We start from the raw sequence: 14,144 nt of genomic DNA, 5'->3' as shown, positions 1-14,144 counted from the left end.
TTTCCCGCTTCTTTTTTTGATAGTGATTTTAGATAGAATTATATGTCAAAATTAGAAGAACAACTTCAAAAAAATATACTCATTTTAGACGGTGCCATGGGCACGATGCTTCAGGAATATAAATTCTCTGAAGAAGATTTCCGTGGGGATCGTTTTAAAGATTGGCCGGTTTCCGTGCAGGGAAATAACGATCTTTTGTCCCTTACGCAGCCTGAAGCCATTGCTACAATTCATCGTAAATATTTTGAAGTCGGCGCCGATATTGTAGAAACCAATACCTTTTCTGCAACCACAATCGCTATGGCCGATTATAAGATGGAGGAGCTGGTAGACGAACTCAATTATGAGTCGGCCAGGATTGCCAAAGAAGTCGCTGTAACTCTAACTAAAGAAAATCCGGAAAAACCTCGTTTTGTAGCCGGTGCCATTGGGCCTACCAACAAAACCGCGAGTATGAGCCCAGATGTGAACGATCCCGGCTTTAGAGCAATTTCTTTTGAAGAATTACGCGTAGCTTATAAACAACAGGCCAAAGCTTTAATAGAAGGTGGCGTGGATATTCTACTGGTAGAAACCGTTTTTGACACTTTAAATGCCAAAGCCGCACTTTTTGCCATAGATGAACTTAAGGAAGAATTGCAGCTAGATATTCCTATAATGGTAAGCGGAACGATTACCGATGCTTCCGGGAGAACGCTTTCGGGGCAAACGGCTGAGGCTTTTCTAATTTCAGTATCGCATATTCCCTTATTGAGTGTGGGTTTTAACTGTGCATTGGGCGCCAAACAATTAACTCCGCACCTTGAAGTTCTAAACCGTTTTGCCAGTTCCGGGGTTTCTGCTTATCCCAACGCAGGCTTACCAAATGCCTTTGGGGAATACGACCAGGATGCTGAAGAAATGGCAGCGCAGATCAGGGAATATTTAGAAAAAGGACTGGTGAATATTTTAGGTGGCTGCTGTGGTACCACCCCCGAGCATATAAAAGCTATAGCTGAAATCGCTAAAGAATATGACCCAAGAAAAATTGTAAAACCTGAGTTTTCGACTGCTTTATGATAGAAACGATGAATAAAGAAAAAGGTCAGGAAAAATCTACTGAAGTAGAAAAAATAGTCAGGCCGTTAAAATTATCAGGCCTTGAACCGCTTATAATTACTCCCGAAAGCAATTTTGTGAATGTTGGGGAACGTACCAATGTTGCGGGTTCTAAAAAATTCCTGCGCTTAATTAAAGAGGAGAATTTTGAAGAAGCTTTGGAAGTCGCCAGGGACCAGGTAGACGGTGGCGCACAGATTATCGATATCAATATGGACGATGGTCTTATTGAAGGGAAAGAGGCAATGGTAAAATTCCTTAACCTTATTGTAGCTGAACCCGATATTGCCCGTGTGCCTATTATGATAGATAGTTCTAAATGGGAAATTATTGAAGCCGGTTTACAGGTGGTGCAGGGAAAATGCGTGGTGAATTCTATAAGCCTTAAAGAAGGCGAAGAAGAATTTATAGATCACGCTAAGAAAATAAAACGCTACGGGGCTGCGGTAATTGTGATGGCTTTTGATGAAGTTGGGCAGGCCGATAATTATGACCGCCGAATTGAAATTGCAGAGCGTTCTTATAATATTTTAGTTAATAAAGTAAAATTACCACCGGAAGACATCATTTTTGACCTGAATATTTTTCCTGTAGGAACCGGGATGGACGAGCATAAAAGAAATGCGATAGATTTTATTGAAGGAACACGTTGGGTAAAAGAAAACCTAGCGCATTGTAGTATTAGTGGTGGTGTGAGCAATGTTTCATTTTCTTTTCGCGGAAATAATCCGGTGCGGGAAGCCATGCATTCGGTGTTTTTGTATCATGCGATTAAAGCGGGAATGAATATCGGGATCGTAAATCCGGCGCTTCTGGAAGTTTATGATAATATTCCGAAAGACCTTTTAGAACACGTAGAAGATGTAATTCTTGATAGAAGAGAAGACGCTACCGAGCGTTTACTTGAATTTGCTGAAACCGTAGTGGGTTCTAAAAAGGAGAGCAAAGTAGATCTTTCCTGGCGTGAGAACGCGCTTCAGGATAGGATTACTCACGCTTTGGTGAAAGGAATAGACGCTTATATTCTAGAGGATATAGAACAGGCCCGCCAGGAAGCCGAAAAACCTATTGAGGTAATTGAAGGTCATTTAATGATTGGAATGAACGTGGTTGGCGATCTTTTTGGAAGCGGAAAAATGTTTCTTCCGCAAGTAGTAAAATCGGCCAGGGTAATGAAAAAAGCAGTGGCCTACCTGCTTCCATATATTGAAGAGGCAAAAGAAGCCCCCCAACCCCCAAAGGGGGAGCGCTACTGGCAGACGGCTGAACCGGCACTCTACGGTATAATGAAAGAATTTGCTAAAAAGAACCGATATAATCAGCCAACTGAAGCTGAAACTGTTCTCTGGGAATCATTAAAAAATAAGCAACTTGAAGGCTTTAAGTTTAGAAGACAGCATATTATTGGAAGCTATATAGCCGATTTTGTTTGTCTTAAAAAGAAACTTGTAATAGAAGTTGATGGTTTAATTCATCAATTACCTGAAAATAAAAAAAGTGATAAGGAGAGGACAGCCTGGTTAAAAGAACACGAATTCCGTGTGATTAGGTTTACCAATGAAGAAGTGCTTGGCAATTTAGATCAGGTACAGGATAAAATTTTGCGTACACTTAAAAAGGCTCCCCCATCGGGGGCGGGGGGGGCTGGAAAAGTCCTTATGGCAACCGTTAAAGGAGATGTTCACGATATTGGGAAGAATATTGTGAGTGTGGTTTTGGGCTGTAATAATTACGAAATTATTGACCTTGGCGTAATGGTGCCTCCGGAAAAAATTATAGAAACTGCAAAAGCAGAAGGCGTAGATGCCATTGGTTTAAGCGGATTAATAACTCCTTCTTTAGACGAAATGGTTTTTTTAGCTAAGGAAATGGAACGCCAGAATTTTAACGTGCCTTTACTTATTGGTGGCGCCACTACTTCAAAAGCGCATACAGCGGTTAAAATAGATCCGCAATATAAAAATGCGGTAGCCCACGTAAACGATGCTTCCCGTGCAGTTACGGTAATTGGAGACCTTTTAAAAGAGAATACGCGTCAAAAATATATGAGCGATCTTAAGGCTGAATATGATAAATTCAGGCTTAATTTTAAGAAAAGAAGTAAGGTGAAATCTTTTTTACCTATAGACGAAGCCCGAAAAAATAAGTATAGTATAGATTGGAACAACACTCAAATTACCAAGCCTAATAAACCCGGAATTCAGCAAATAGATGATTTCGATTTAAAAGAACTGGAAGCTTTTATAGACTGGAGTCCGTTTTTTAGAAGCTGGGATCTCCACGGGCGTTATCCGGATATTTTAGAGGATAAAGTAGTTGGTGAACAGGCAACTTCATTATTTGAAGATGCCAAAGTTTTGCTGAAAAGAATCCTTGATGAGAAATTACTGAAAGCAAAAGCGGTCTACGGATTGTTTCCGGCGAATACGGTTAATGATGATGATATTGAAGTTGCTTATGAAGAAGATTCTGAAGGAAAAACTATCCTTTTCAGAACACTTCGGCAGCAATTAAAAAAACACGGTGGAAAACCAAATTTTGCACTTTCCGACTTTATTGCGCCAAAGGAAAGCGGAATCCAGGATTATATAGGTTGTTTTTGCGTCACTACAGGATTTGGTACCGCAGAACTGGCGAAAAAATTTGAGGAAGATTTCGACGATTATAATTCAATAATGATCAAAGCCCTGGCAGATCGCCTTGCAGAAGCTTTTGCGGAATATTTACATAAAAAGATAAGACGGGAAGACTGGGGCTATGCGCCCGAAGAGAATTTAAGCAACGAAGAATTGATTAAGGAAACTTATAAGGGAATTCGTCCGGCCCCGGGCTATCCCGCCTGCCCAGATCATTTAGAGAAACTAAGTATTTGGGAAATTTTAAAGGTTAAAGAACGAATTGGAGTTGAACTTACCGAAAGTTTAGCGATGTGGCCGGCAGCCAGTGTTAGTGGATATTATTTTGCTAATCCCGAAGCTCGTTATTTTGGCCTGGGAAAGATTAAAGATGACCAGGTGAAAGATTTTGCTGAAAGAAAAGGAATTCCGCTGAAAAAAGCCGAAAAATGGCTTAACCCAAATATTGCAGATTAAAAAGCCCCACCTGGCCTCCCCAATGGGGAGGAATTGGATGGTTTTAAAACTTGTAAACTTTAGATTTTAAACACTTAAGTGAATTAAAAAGAATGAAAATTACCGAACATATAGAAAAAGCTAAAGGAAGATCTTTATTCTCTTTTGAAATTTTGCCACCATTAAAAGGGCAAAATATTCAATCAATTTATGACGGAATAGATCCTTTAATGGAATTTAAACCGCCATTTATAGATGTAACTTATCATCGGGAAGAGCACGTTTTTAATGAAAAGGAAAACGGATTGCTGGAAAAGAGAATTGTAAGAAAACGTCCCGGGACAGTTGGGATTTGTGCAGCTATACAGAGTAAATATGGTGTAGATGCCGTGCCTCATATTCTATGCGGAGGTTTTAGCAAAGAAGACACCGAGAATTTCCTCATTGATCTTGATTTCCTGGGAATTCAAAATGTAGTAGCCTTGCGAGGTGATGCCATTAAGAGTGAAACCTATTTTACCCCGGAACCCAAGGGCAATAAATTTGCCAAAGACCTGGTGGAACAAATTATGGAAATGAATAAAGGGAATTACCAGGACGAGGTGATTGAAAAAGGTCATAATACCAACTTTTGTGTTGGCGTGGCCGGTTACCCCGAAAAACATATGGAAGCCCCAAGTCTGGACAAGGATATTTGTAGGCTGAAAGAGAAAATTGAAGCTGGCGCTGAATATGTGGTGACTCAAATGTTTTTTGATAACAGTAAATATTTTGAATTTGTAGATAAGTGTCGCGAAAGCGGTATTACCGTTCCTATAATTCCAGGATTGAAACCTTTGGCTACAAAAAGGCAACTGAGTATAATTCCGCATAGATTTCACGTTGATATGCCCGAAGATCTTATCAGCGAAGTTGAAAAATGCAAGGATAACAAGGAAGTTCGGCAGGTTGGTATAGAGTGGGGAATTCAGCAGAGTAAAGAATTGGTAAAAGCGGGTGTTCCGGTTTTACATTATTATTCAATGGGAAAAAGTACCAATATTCAAAAAATTGCGAAAGCGGTTTTTTAAAATATTAGGCTACATTTGCCGGTAATGAAGAAAATTACCGCCCTTATTTTTCTTTTCAGCATTTTTAATAGTTCTGCCCAGGAGTTCGGGAAGAACTATTATTCTTTTGATGCCAGTTATTTCTACGGAACCATCGCCGAACATAATCCTGATATTGCCCATTTAATTACCGGGCATCCAACTGGGTTAATTCTTGGTTTTAATAAAAAAAGTTTCGGATTTGAAGATTGGGAAAAGCGCTATAATTATCCCGATGTTGGCGCTTCTTTTACCTACCAGGATATGAAAAATCCCAGTTTAGGTGAGAATTACGGCCTCTATGCGCATATGAATTTCTACCTTTTCAAAAGAAATTTAATGTTTAGAATAGGGCAGGGGCTGGTGTATACTTCCAATCCATATAATCCAGATGATAATTATAAGAATAATGCCTACGGTTCGCGCTTGCTTAGTTCAACTTACCTAATGGCAAATTATAAAAAAGAAAAAATTTTTGAAGGTTTGGGGTTACAGGCCGGGCTTTCCCTCATTCATTATTCCAACGCCGATTTTAAATCGCCCAATTCCAGTACAAATACGATCACCTTTAACCTTGGGTTAAATTACGTGCTGGACAATCAAAACCTCCCTAATTATATTCCGAAAGGCCCACGAGAAAAATATACAGAACCCATTCATTTTAATTTTGTGTTGCGAAGTGGCGTAAATACTATGGGAATTATCGGTTCTAAACAGTATCCGTTTTTAACTTTTTCAGCTTATGCCGATAAGGTGCTTAATCATAAAAGTACGCTCCAGGCGGGAACCGAAGTTTTCTTTTCCAAAGCTATGGAAGAACGTATTTATTATCAGTCGGTAGCTTTTCCTTCCGGAAATACCACCGGAGATGAAGATTCCAAGCGAGTAGGAGTTTTTGTTGGGCACCAGCTAAACTTCAATAAATTATCGGTGATCACGCATCTGGGATATTATGCGTATTATCCCTACGAGCATTTTGTAGATCAGCTTTATAATAGGGTTGGTCTGCAAAGAAAAATCACGGAAGATCTTTGGGCATCGCTTACTGTTCGCTCTCATTATGCGAATGCTGAAGCTGTAGAATTTTCAATTGGCTATCGTTTATGAAAAAGCAGGTTTTAGGAATAGCGATATTGATTTTTGTCTTTTTAGGATGTGATTCTGAAGAAGTGCCGACTTGTGTAAAGACTTCCGGAGAAATTATTTCTGAAGAATTTAGTGTTGAAGCTTTTGAGGAAATTATCGTTTATGAACGTGTGAAATTGTTCATTGAACAGGGAGATGAATATAAAGTGAAGATCGAAACCGGAGAAAATCTTCGAGAAGCTGTTTATGCTGAAGTAGTTGCAAACCGACTTGAACTGAGAAATGAGAATTCCTGTAATCTTTTTCGAGATTACCAGATCACAAAAATCTATGTTACTACACCAACTTTAAACTGGTTACAGAATAGCAGTGGCAGCGCGATTGAAAGTGTTGGAACGCTTAATTTTCCTGAACTTTGGTTGCGGTCTTTTAACCAGGAACGTGATCCCGATATTCATACCAATGGTGATTTTATCCTTGATCTTGAGGTTGAAAATTTAAGAATTACCAACGATAATATTTCCAATTATTTCCTCACCGGAAATGCCGAAAATGTAAACCTATTTTTTGCAAATGGCGACGGCAGGCTTGAAGCCGGAGATTTTATCGTTCAGCATTACGATATTTTACATCGCGGAACCAATAAATTAATTATCAATCCGCAGCAGTCTTTAAGAGGTGATATTTTTGGGTTTGGAGATATAATTTCAAAAAACCGTCCACCAGAGGTCGATATTGAAGAACACTACACCGGCCGACTTATTTTTGAATAGCTAGCCCCCCTGGCCCCCGAAGGGGGAGTTTAGTTGCTGATTCTTTGGTGATATTATTTTTTAATATAAATTCAGTCGAGTTGGCTAGGCATTTTACGCAACGCTTAGAGTTCCCCCTTCGGGGGTTAGGGGGCTTTTTGGGGGGCTGTGAGTTCAGCAAATAAACTTTCTAAATTCTTTGTTTTTTGATTCAGCTGTAAAGTTTTTAACCCGTTATCGTGGGCAAAATCGAATACTGCGGGACGCATATCTTTTTTGGTGTCAAAAGTGAGTTCATAAGCAAATCCGCCAACATTTTTAGCAGAAAGAAGATGTGGTATTTTCTGAAGCGCAACTTGCTCCACCCGGTAATCGAATTCCACTAAAATCACCTGTTCATTTTCTTCTCTTAAATCTTTTAAATTCTTATCGGCAACTACCTTTCCTTTATTAATAATAATCACCCGGTCGCAAATAGCTTCTACTTCCTGCATAATATGAGTGGAAAGAAATATGGTTTTTCCAGATTTTTCCTTTCCAATATTCTTAATTAGGTTCCTGATCTCTGCTAATTGATTAGGATCTAAACCAGTGGTAGGTTCATCCAAAATTAAAACTTCGGGATCGTGTAGCAGGGCGGTGGCTAACCCAACTCGTTGGCGATAGCCTTTAGAGAGCTGCTCTATTTTTTTATTGGCTTCAGGCTTTAGTCCGGTGAGTTCAATAACTTCTTCAATTCGTGATTTATCGGTCTTATAGATCCTGGAATTAAATTCCAGATATTCCCGAACGTACATTTCAGTATATAATGGATTGTGTTCCGGTAAATATCCAATTTGCTGCTGAATTTTATGTAAATCGTCTTCAAGGGAAATTCCATTTACTTCTGCTTTTCCTTCTGAAGCCGTTAAATAACCGGTAAGGATTTTCATTAAAGTGGATTTTCCGGCGCCGTTTGGCCCCAAAAAACCTACAATTTCTCCTTTGTTCAGCTTAAAAGAAACAGAATCCAGCGCTTTTTGTTCGCCATAAAATTTTGAAATTCCTTCAACATGAATAGACATAGCAAGCATTTTTTCAAAAGTAAGGATTTTTAACTCGCAAATAATAGTTCGAAATTAGATATATCAGGTTTTAGAAAAGTCATCTCGTTAGAGATTTCGGAATTACTAAGTGTTTATTTTAAAAGCTATTATAAATATTTCGATGATTCTTTAGAAAAAAAATCAAGTCTATAAAAAGCTTATGAAAGCCTAAAAAAATCTAAAAAAGGGTTTTTGTTTAGGCAATAATATTCTACTTTAGCCCCATAACAACGAAACAATGAATCACTTAATTAGCTGGAACGCATTTTACTTTTTTTATTTCTATTTCAGAGATAGGAACGGGAATGCTATGTAATTAAGTAAGAAATTATATAAAAAAGTCCCGATAAATATCGGGACTTTTTTTTTACTCGATAATCGAGATTTATTACAAAAATTAATGGATAAAATTATTGCAATACAGGGAGTGCAGGGCTCATTTCATCATTTAGTGGCCCAAGAATATTACCACCAGGAGGTTGAGGTTTTAGAATGCATGTCTTTTGCCGAACTTACTAAAAGCCTTTTAAAAGGTGAAGCTAACGAAGGCGTGATGGCTATAGAAAACTCCATCGCCGGTTCAATTTTGCCGAATTATGCTTTGATAGATGAAAATAATCTAAAAGTGGTAGGTGAACACTATATCCCGATAGATATGAATTTTATGGCGATGCCGGGACAGAAAATCGAGAACATTAAAAAAGTCTATTCGCACCCTATGGCGTTGTTGCAGTGCAAGGAATTTTTTAAAAAGTATCCGCATATTAAATTAATTGAAGACAGTGATACGGCCGAAGTTGCCCGAAGAATTTCAGAAAAGGGTAGTACAAAAGTTGCGGCGGTAGCCAGTAAAGCAGCAGCCCAATTATTCGGATTGGAAATTCTTGCAGAAAGTATTCATACCAAGAAAAGCAACGCGACTCGTTTTTTGATTATTAGCACTAAAAAGAAAGAGCCAAACGGCGATAAAATAGATAAAGCTTCTTTAAAGTTTGAACTGGAAAGTAAACGTGGCAGCCTTGTTTCGGTATTGAATATCTTAAGGGATTTCAATCTTGATATGACGAAAATACAGAGTATGCCCATTATAGAATTTCCGTGGAAATATTCATTTTTTATCGATGTGATCTTTGAAAATTATTCGGAATTCCAGAAAGCGATGGATATTCTGGAAGTAATGACCGAGCGATTAACAATTTTAGGAACCTACAAAAACAGTTTGTAATGATAGAGCAGGCCAACAGGTTGGATAATGTAAAAGAGTACTACTTTTCTTCAAAGTTAAGGGAAGTGCGTGCAATGGCAGCTGCCGGGAAAGATATTATTAATCTTGGAATTGGTAGCCCAGATTTGGCGCCACCGCAGCAGGTAATTTCGGCTTTAAACGAAGCTTTGGTAAATCCCGGGGCACACCAATATCAGCCATATAAAGGCACGCCAGATTTTAGAAATGCGATTGCTGAATTTTATCAAAATCATTACCAGGTTTCTCTTGATGCCGAAACAGAAATCCTGCCGCTAATGGGTAGCAAAGAAGGAATTACGCATATTTCAATGGCCTTTTTAAACGAAGGTGATGAGGTGCTTATTCCAAATCCCGGTTATCCAACCTATTCTTCAGTTACCGAACTTGTAGGAGCGAAGGCTGTTTTCTACGACTTAAATGCTGAAGGGAACTGGCTTCCGAATTTGGAAGAGCTGGCTAAAAAAGATTTAAGCAAGGTGAAGTTAATGTGGGTTAATTATCCGCATATGCCAACCGGAGCTTCAGCGAATGAAAAGCTTTTTGCCGATTTGGTAAAGTTTGGAAAGGAAAACAATATCCTCGTTGTAAACGATAATCCGTACAGTTTTATCCTGAACGACAATCCAAAAAGTATTTTAAAAGCGGAGGGCGCCAAAGATGTGGTTTTAGAACTGAATTCTTTAAGCAAAAGCTTTAATATGGCCGGCTGGAGAATAGGAATGCTCTGCGGAAGCGAGAAAAACCTAAACACAGTTTTAAAAGTAAAAACCAATATGGATAGCGGAATGTTTTATCCGCTTCAGGCTGGTGCTGCAGCGGCATTGCGTTTAAACGGAGATTGGTTTTCTGCCCAAAATGAGATTTATCAAAGCAGAAAAGAAAAAGTATTGAAATTGGCTGAAGCTTTGCAATGCGAACCCGAAAAAGATCAAACCGGAATGTTTGTTTGGGCAAAGGTTCCAAAGGGAACAAACGCAGAAGCTTTTGTAGATTTTCTGCTAAATAAATACCACATTTTTACCGCTCCGGGTTTTATTTTTGGAAGTAATGGCGAAGGATATATTCGATTTTCACTTTGCGCGACCGAAGAAAATATAAACCAGGCAATTAAAAGGATAGTATAATGAAAGTTCAAATAATAGGAATAGGACTTATAGGCGGTTCTTTTGCGCTGGATATTAAATCGGCTTTTCCCGAAGGAGAAATCTATGGAATTGATGCCGATGAAAAGAATTTAAAAAAAGCAAAGGAACTGGGAATTATAGATCATTTTTCGAAAATGGAAGATGTTCAACATGCCGATGTTGTTTTGGTGGCTGTTCCGGTAGATGTTGCTAACAAAGTAGTGGTTGAAGTTTTAGATTTGGCAGGTGAAAATACCCTGGTTTTTGATGCCGGTTCTACTAAATCGGGGCTTTGTAAAGAAATTGCAAATCATCAAAACAGGAGGAATTTTTTAGCGGCTCATCCTATTGCAGGAACCGAATTTTCCGGCCCTGAAGCAGCAATTCCTAATCTATATAGGAATAAAACAAATATAATTTGTGAAGTTGAAAAAACAGCTTTTAAACTTCAGGAAAGAGCGCTGGATATTTTTCAGAAACTGGGAATGCGAATTCGATATATGGATCCGGTTTCGCACGACAGGCATATCGCTTATGTTTCGCATTTATCGCATATAAGTTCATTTATGCTTGGAAAAACGGTTTTGGAAAAAGAACGCAACGAGCGCGATATTTTTGATTTGGCAGGCAGTGGATTTGCTTCTACGGTGAGACTTGCCAAAAGTTCTCCGGCAATGTGGTCGCCAATTTTCAAGGAAAATAAAGAGAATGTGCTGGAGACTTTAACTGAATATATCAATAATCTTACGCATTTTAAAGACTTGCTGGAAAATGATGATTTCCAGGAAGTTTATAATGAAATGCAACGTACCAATCATATTAAATCAATTCTAAACGGAATAAATTAAAAATCAGGATTAAATTTTAAATTATGGAAAACAACAAAGAACAAAGAAAGTGGCTCGACGATTTCGGATTAGACCATCCGCTAGTAATCGCTGGGCCTTGTAGCGCTGAAACCGAAGAACAGGTTTTAAAGATCGCTCACCAATTAAAAGATACCGACGCCACGGTTTTACGTGCCGGAATTTGGAAACCCAGAACCAGACCGGGAAATTTTGAAGGAGTTGGAGCGCTAGGTTTAAAATGGTTGAAAAAAGCCAAAGAAGAAACCGGAATGCTAACCACTACCGAAGTTGCAAATGCACACCACGTAGACCTTGCTTTGGAAAACGATGTTGATATTCTGTGGATTGGCGCCAGAACAACGGTTTCGCCGTTTATTGTTCAGGATATCGCTGATGCACTTAAAGGAACCGATAAAACCGTTTTGGTTAAAAACCCGGTAAACCCGGATCTTTCACTTTGGTTAGGTGCGGTAGAAAGATTTCATACTGCCGATATCAAAAATTTAGGAGTAATTCACCGTGGATTTTCAGCTTACGAAAAAACGAAATACAGAAATAATCCTGAATGGCAGATCGCTATTGAGCTTCAGAATAAATACCCAGATCTTCCGCTAATTTTAGATCCTTCGCATATCGCAGGGCGTAGAGATATAATTTTTGATCTTTGCCAAACCGCTTTAGACCTTAATTACGACGGACTAATGGTTGAGACCCACCATACTCCCGATGATGCCTGGAGTGACGCTGCACAGCAAATCACCCCCGCAACACTTGTTCAGATTATGAAAGATTTGAAGATTAGAAAAGAGGTTTCAGAAAGTGAAGAATTTCAGAATAAATTAAGCACTTTAAGAGCTAAAATTGATGTAGCCGATAATCAACTTATCGAGCTGCTTTCAAAAAGAATGAAAATTTCTGATGAAATTGGCCAGGTGAAAAAGGCACAGAACGTTTCGGTTTTACAAACTAAAAGATGGAACGAAATTCTTGGAAATATGGTATTGGAAGGAGAGCAACATGGATTAAGCGAAGAATTTATTCTGCGTTTATTTAAAGCGGTTCACCAGGAATCCATTAACCACCAGGAGAAAATAATGAAAGCTTAAAAATCTTGTTTTCCATGATTTTTGGTTTAAAGGCAAGTAGTGAATGTTGCATTTGCTATTTTAGCAAAGTGGTTGTTTGGAGGTTAACTTATAGGCGTCATCCTGAATTTATTTCAGGATCTAATATGTTATCAAGTTAGAAGCTGAAACAAGTTCAGCTTGACGAGGATTAAATCTTTCAAACAGCCACTTAAAAAACCATAATGTGAATGAAAGGAACCGTTTATAAATCTACCGGAAGCTGGTACCAGGTGAAAAGTGAAGCGGGAACGTTTTATGATTGCCGAATTAAAGGGAAATTCAGGATTAAAGGTATTAAAAGCACCAATCCTGTAGCTGTGGGTGACCGCGTAGAATTTGATATTGAAGATAAGGAAGGTGCAGAGCAAGGAGTGATCAAGAAAATTGATAAACGCGAAAATTATATTATTCGAAAATCGGTTAATCTTTCTAAGCAAACCCATATAATTGCGTCCAATATAGACCAGGTTTTTTTACTGGTTACACTTAATAATCCGCCTACGCTTACTACTTTTATAGACCGGTTTCTGGTTACAGCTGAAGCTTACCACGTAAAGGCGGTTTTGCTTTTCAATAAAGTTGATAGCTATAATGAAGACGAATTGGTGGAGGTGAAATATCTGGCGGCCATGTATAGAAATGCAGGTTATGAATGTATAGGAATTTCAGCAACTACCGGTAAAAATGTGGATAAGGTTAAGGAAATGATGCTGGGTAAAACCAGTATGTTTGCCGGCCATAGCGGTACGGGAAAATCTACCTTGATCAATGCCATAGAACCCGGTTTAAACTTGAAAACTTCCCAGATTTCTGAACAGCATAAACAAGGGCAACACACTACTACTTTTGCAGAAATGTTTGATCTTAGTTTTGATGCAAGAATTATTGACACCCCGGGAATTAAAGGTTTTGGAGTGGTAGAAATTGAACGTGAAGAATTGGGTGATTATTTTCCTGAATTCTTTGAATTAAAACAGGATTGTAAATTTCACAATTGTTTACACCTGGAGGAACCAAAATGTGCTGTAAAAGACGCCCTGGAAGAAGGCGAGATCGCCTGGAGCCGTTATAAAAGTTATTTGCAGATTTTGGAAGGGGAAGAAGATAATTACAGAACAGATATTTATCCAAAAAAATGAGAGTAGTATTACAGCGGGTTTCTAAAGCTTCGGTGCAAGTGCATCACGAAATTAATGCAGTGATGCAGCACGGGCTTTTAATTTTACTGGGAATTGAAGCCGAAGATGGTCAGGAAGATATAGACTGGCTTTGTAATAAGATCGTGAAAATGCGCATTTTTAATGATGAAAATGATGCCATGAATTTATCTTTACTAGATGTAGATGGTGATGCTATTGTGGTGAGTCAGTTTACTTTGCACGCTTCTACTAAAAAGGGAAACCGCCCAAGTTTTATAAAAGCAGCAAAACCCGATGTTGCGGTTCCGCTTTATGAAAAATTTTTAGAAAAATTAGAGGAAGCTCTAGGGAAACCAGTTGGAAGCGGGAAATTTGGTGCCGATATGAAAGTGGAACTGATTAATGATGGCCCGGTAACAATCTTAATGGATTCTAAAGATAAAAGTTAAAATTAGTTAAAAATTTATATCTTGCAAATCT

General features: G+C 38.5%; 12 protein-coding genes. 11 read left to right on the top strand and 1 reads right to left on the bottom strand.

From position 1 onward, the window contains the following. The first annotated feature begins 42 nt into the window (after window positions 1–42). The 5 genes from B5440_RS03670 to B5440_RS03650 all read left to right on the top strand — a co-directional run bounded on the left by B5440_RS03670 (window position 43) and on the right by B5440_RS03650 (window position 7,116). Window positions 43–1,059, top strand: coding sequence for a homocysteine S-methyltransferase family protein (locus B5440_RS03670; protein ID WP_070054908.1), 1,017 nt, complete (start codon window positions 43–45; stop codon window positions 1,057–1,059). Window positions 1,060–1,067: 8 nt separating this feature from the next. Further along, on the top strand, window positions 1,068–4,190 hold the full coding sequence (locus B5440_RS03665) for a vitamin B12 dependent-methionine synthase activation domain-containing protein (RefSeq protein WP_176728217.1): 3,123 nt from the start codon (window positions 1,068–1,070) through the stop codon (window positions 4,188–4,190). Between the two features lie 92 nt (window positions 4,191–4,282). Beyond that, window positions 4,283–5,239: a methylenetetrahydrofolate reductase [NAD(P)H] gene (gene metF, locus B5440_RS03660; RefSeq protein WP_070054910.1), complete on the top strand. Its 957-nt coding sequence runs from the start codon at window positions 4,283–4,285 to the stop codon at window positions 5,237–5,239. A 24-nt stretch (window positions 5,240–5,263) separates the two neighbouring features. After that, the gene (locus B5440_RS03655; protein WP_070054911.1) at window positions 5,264–6,364 is read left to right on the top strand and encodes an acyloxyacyl hydrolase; all 1,101 of its coding nucleotides are present in this window, start codon (window positions 5,264–5,266) and stop codon (window positions 6,362–6,364) included. Further along, window positions 6,361–7,116: a head GIN domain-containing protein gene (locus B5440_RS03650; protein WP_070054912.1), complete on the top strand. Its 756-nt coding sequence runs from the start codon at window positions 6,361–6,363 to the stop codon at window positions 7,114–7,116. The genes B5440_RS03655 and B5440_RS03650 overlap by 4 nt, the downstream gene beginning before the upstream one ends. Window positions 7,117–7,241: 125 nt before the next feature. Here B5440_RS03650 and gldA read toward each other — a convergent pair whose 3' ends face one another. Continuing rightward, window positions 7,242–8,159 (bottom strand): gliding motility-associated ABC transporter ATP-binding subunit GldA, encoded by a 918-nt coding sequence (gene gldA / locus B5440_RS03645; RefSeq protein ID WP_070054980.1) that lies wholly within the window; start codon window positions 8,157–8,159, stop codon window positions 7,242–7,244. A 421-nt stretch (window positions 8,160–8,580) separates the two neighbouring features. Between gldA and B5440_RS03640 the strand changes: the two genes are divergently transcribed. The 6 genes from B5440_RS03640 (at window position 8,581) to dtd (ending at window position 14,113) form a co-directional block, all read left to right on the top strand. After that, on the top strand, window positions 8,581–9,405 hold the full coding sequence (locus B5440_RS03640) for a prephenate dehydratase (protein WP_070054913.1): 825 nt from the start codon (window positions 8,581–8,583) through the stop codon (window positions 9,403–9,405). Beyond that, window positions 9,405–10,550: a pyridoxal phosphate-dependent aminotransferase gene (locus B5440_RS03635; RefSeq protein ID WP_070054914.1), complete on the top strand. Its 1,146-nt coding sequence runs from the start codon at window positions 9,405–9,407 to the stop codon at window positions 10,548–10,550. The genes B5440_RS03640 and B5440_RS03635 overlap by 1 nt, the downstream gene beginning before the upstream one ends. After that, window positions 10,550–11,398: a prephenate dehydrogenase gene (locus B5440_RS03630; protein WP_176728218.1), complete on the top strand. Its 849-nt coding sequence runs from the start codon at window positions 10,550–10,552 to the stop codon at window positions 11,396–11,398. Before B5440_RS03635 ends, B5440_RS03630 begins: the two co-directional genes overlap by 1 nt. Window positions 11,399–11,421: 23 nt before the next feature. Next, window positions 11,422–12,504 carry a bifunctional 3-deoxy-7-phosphoheptulonate synthase/chorismate mutase type II gene (locus B5440_RS03625; RefSeq protein WP_070054916.1) on the top strand — a complete coding sequence of 361 codons (1,083 nt, stop codon included), beginning with the start codon at window positions 11,422–11,424 and terminating at the stop codon, window positions 12,502–12,504. A gap of 209 nt (window positions 12,505–12,713) precedes the next feature. After that, window positions 12,714–13,664, top strand: coding sequence for a ribosome small subunit-dependent GTPase A (gene rsgA, locus B5440_RS03620; protein ID WP_070054917.1), 951 nt, complete (start codon window positions 12,714–12,716; stop codon window positions 13,662–13,664). Further along, on the top strand, window positions 13,661–14,113 hold the full coding sequence (gene dtd, locus B5440_RS03615) for a D-aminoacyl-tRNA deacylase (RefSeq protein WP_070054918.1): 453 nt from the start codon (window positions 13,661–13,663) through the stop codon (window positions 14,111–14,113). Before rsgA ends, dtd begins: the two co-directional genes overlap by 4 nt. Window positions 14,114–14,144 lie beyond the last annotated feature (31 nt).

Source organism: Salegentibacter salarius (assembly GCF_900168265.1).
In the GTDB taxonomy this organism is placed as follows: domain Bacteria; phylum Bacteroidota; class Bacteroidia; order Flavobacteriales; family Flavobacteriaceae; genus Salegentibacter; species Salegentibacter salarius.
Note: the sequence above shows the minus strand (reverse complement) of the source record. Positions and strands in the feature narration are given on the sequence as shown.